The sequence below is a fragment of the Cetobacterium sp. ZOR0034 genome, from assembly GCF_000799075.1.
GTDB lineage: Bacteria > Fusobacteriota > Fusobacteriia > Fusobacteriales > Fusobacteriaceae > Cetobacterium_A.
This window is the reverse complement of sequence record NZ_JTLI01000082.1, coordinates 1-3723: the sequence shown is the minus strand read 5'-3', so window position 1 is coordinate 3723 and position 3723 is coordinate 1. Positions and strand designations below refer to the sequence as shown.

Sequence of the window (3723 nt, the reverse complement as noted above, 5' to 3'; positions counted from 1 at the left end):
TCCGGAGCAGCAAGATAAAAAGCTAATAAATACAAGGAAAGATGGAAATAACTCTAATTAGATTACTTGAGAAAATTTTTGAATGAAAAATGGTCGAAATACATTGAAAATAAAGGGGGCATCAATGGTCAGGAAAATCCTTAGCGTTGTTATTCCGCGTTTTCCTGATGGGACCCCTTAAAAGGTTTTTCTTCACTTCCAATAGAATGCCAATGTGAAACGATTGAGATATCTTTAGACTGCTTGAAATAATACCCTTTATCTAAATAGTCTATAGTTCCTATGTGGATTAAATCATTTTCATCTTCTATAATAAAAGGATTACTTTCTGTCCCCATTCCTTTAAAATCAAATTTCTTTAAAGTTCTATTATTATTTGCTCCAAACACTTTATCTTCATTAGAGATTTCAATTAATCTATATCCATCTTTTATATTATTAATTATAGTATCACTAACTACTTTTTGATTTTCAGGATTATTCCATAGACAATTTTTTAAGAGTAAAACATCTGAAATATCTACTTGATTACGTTCATTTGTATAAGCTGATATCTTTAGAAGTTTAAGTATTTTAATAAATTTTCTATCTGAAATATCCTCTTGACTATTATTTTTAAATACATCTTTTAAATCTAATTTTATTTTTATAATAATATCTCTAATGTCACTAGGAATAGTTACTTTATTTAAATTCTGCTCTATCTCTTGAATTTCTTTCAAAGTGATTTTCAAACCCTCATTTAGTTTAAATTTTTCATTAGAGATATCAAAAAATTTATTAAGTTCATCATCTTGGACATACCCAACTACTTTTCTAATTAAAAATCTATCATATAAAGCATTAAGCTCTAAGTCATTACTCGGATCTTCATTTGAAGCTCCGATTAGAGAGATTAAATTTGTATTTTCTTTTTTACTTCCATTATGAAATACCTTTTCATTCATTATAGTTAATAGCGTATTTAAAATGGATGAATTTGCTTTAAAAATTTCATCTAGAAATCCTATTTGTACTGTTGGTAGATAACCTTCAGTTTTTCTATAAAATCTATCTTCTTTTAACTCTTTAATTGATAATGGTCCAAAAATTTCTTCTGGCGTTGTAAATTTAGTTAATAAATATTCAAAATAATTTTCATCATCTATCACACTAGATATTCTTCTAGAAATTTCACTTTTTGCAGTTCCTGGTGGTCCAAATAATATTAAATTTTCTTGAGCTAATATACTTAAAAGAGAAGTTTTTATAATATCATCTTTTCCTATAAGACCCTTATTCAAACTTTCTATCAGCATTTTTAATTTTTCTTTTCCTTGAAGTTTTAACACTTTTTTATTAGAAGTACCAATTATCTCTTTCACGGTCACACTTTACCCCCACCATAATATTTTAATTTATATTTAATTCTTTGCTTCTTATGATTATTGTCGTGACACTGTCACGACAATCTGAAAATTCTCAAACGACATTTTCTCGATGTCTTTATCTTCTTTATTTATATTTCTCCTCTTTCTTTAAGAACCTTTTCCCATCTATATATAGTAGCTCTTGGAACTCCAAACTCTTTTGATAGCTCGGTCTTATTGAATCCCTTATTATAAAACATCTTAAATCTATTTAAACTATCACCTTTTAATTCAATACTACCTTTTTTTCTTCCTTTGTATTTCCCTTCAGCCTTAGCAATAGCAACACCTTCTCTAACTCTCTGGTTGATGTTTTCTCTTTCTAATTCTGCAACAGCTCCAATTATAGTTAAAAAGAATTTACCAATAGCTGTTCCAGTATCAATGTCTTTATCTAAAACTTTTAGAGTAGCTCCTTTATCTTCAATCTCCTTAGCTATTTCTAATAGATCCATTGTGCTACGACTTAATCTATCTAAAGATTTAACTACTACTACATCACCCTTTTGTAATCCCTCTAACATAACTTTCAACTGAGGTCTTTCTTTATCTTTTCCAGACACTTTATCACTATATACAATATCAGCTTTGTCATAAGCTAAAAGTTGTCTATCTAATTTTTGCTCTACTGTAGAAACTCTAACATAATACTTAATCATTTAAAAAACTCCTTTCGTATTAATTGTATAATAATGCTATATTAATGTATATCCTTATTTTTTCCAAATCCTTATATTCAATTTTACGAGGCCATTTTCCACTATCACTACTTTAAATACTAATTTATAGTCTATATGTCTCACAACAAGCAAGCTTCCTATAAATGAATATTTAAATATTTTAAATTGATAGATATATAATCTCTAAAAATATAAACTTATATCTAATAGCTTATTAATACCATTTGAGTTAACCAAACTAGCTATATCGATTTTAACTTGCGGAGATATTTCAATTTCTACTTTTTGACGTAATGTCGTTGTACTCACTAATTTAGAAATTAACACTAAAAAATTGTCATAACTAATTAATGGAATTTTATAATTATCTGATACTCTATTATTATATGAATCAAGTGCAATTCGACTTGTTTCTTCTAAAATTTTAACTAATGCTATTTTCTCATTTTCTGTCAATGTCTTATTTTTTAATTTTATATGTAATACTGGATTCTTATATTTTAGAGAAAAGAAAAGATACCCTAATATATATAAATATTGTCCTTCTAATGTAGAAGAGTTAAAATAAACACTACTGAAGCCATCGTTAATCTTAATAATATTTGTGATTTTTTCTAAATCTCTTAAAGAAAAATCAAAAGCTTTTAAAATTGCTAAAAATAAATTATGAATTTCGCTATTCATTAAATTATTTATATAATTCCCCTTATTAACTTCTGGTAAGCTATACTCTAAATCCACAAATCTTCTTAAGTATCCTCCTGTGTCCATATTATTTCCATATATAGTCGCTATTGAGTACGAAAGTTGCTCCAAATCCCAAGCTAATACAAAATTATAGTTTTTAACGGAAAATAGGTGCTTAATGATCTCCAAAGTTTCAATCGCGAAAGTAGGTCTACATCTATCTAATTCATCTACAAAAAATATAATTCTTTTATCTGTTTTTTGTTGAAAATTTTCAAGATTTTTAATAAATAATTTTTTTATTTTTTTTCTAATTAGTTCGACATTGAAATCACTAAATTTTTCAGAATAAATCTCTAATTTATCTTTATCTTTGAAAGCCTCTTTTATAGTATCTAATGTCATTCCATCGTCAATCAAAGAGCTCAAAAAAATATTAATTTCTGTTTTTATCTTTTCATCTAAAGGTAAAAATCCAAGTAATGCCTTAAAAAAAAATTTAGGTGCCTTCGTAGATAAAACACTCGCAATTGTTGTTAAAACTTTAGATTCAGTAGATTCTTTAAATTCAGGTAGCTCATTCAATTCAATAAGAATAGACATTAACGGATTTTTAGAATCATCATTTTCCCAAGCATTAAAATATATTGGATAATACTTATTTTTTATTTCTTCCTCTAATGTTAGATAGTATACCCACATTTCTAAAAATGTTGTTTTTCCTGTTCCCCAAGGAGAATGAATTGATATAACTTTACACTCATTTTCGTAACTCCGAATGTATTCCATTAAAGTTCTTATAATTTTTTTTCTTCCAAATAAATCTTTATTGTAAATCTCTTGAATATTCATCTAAATCCCCTCCCTATAATATCGTATTATTAAATATAAATTTAATTTATAATACAATAGATATGTCGAAAAAGCAAGAAAAACAGTGTAAATAG

At 26.4% G+C, this 3723-nt stretch carries 3 protein-coding genes; all 3 read right to left on the bottom strand.

The window, feature by feature from the left end:
- Positions 1-149 precede the first annotated feature (149 nt).
- The 3 genes from L992_RS12005 to L992_RS11995 all read right to left on the bottom strand — a co-directional run bounded on the left by L992_RS12005 (position 150) and on the right by L992_RS11995 (position 3628).
- The gene (locus L992_RS12005) at positions 150-1370 is read right to left on the bottom strand and encodes an AAA family ATPase (RefSeq protein ID WP_052193994.1); all 1221 of its coding nucleotides are present in this window, start codon (positions 1368-1370) and stop codon (positions 150-152) included.
- A gap of 128 nt (positions 1371-1498) precedes the next feature.
- Positions 1499-2068, bottom strand: a complete 570-nt coding sequence (locus tag L992_RS12000) for a recombinase family protein (protein WP_047396524.1) — start codon at positions 2066-2068, stop codon at positions 1499-1501.
- 204 nt (positions 2069-2272) lie between these two features.
- Positions 2273-3628, bottom strand: coding sequence for a P-loop NTPase fold protein (locus tag L992_RS11995; protein WP_047396522.1), 1356 nt, complete (start codon positions 3626-3628; stop codon positions 2273-2275).
- Between the last annotated feature and the right edge of the window lie 95 nt (positions 3629-3723).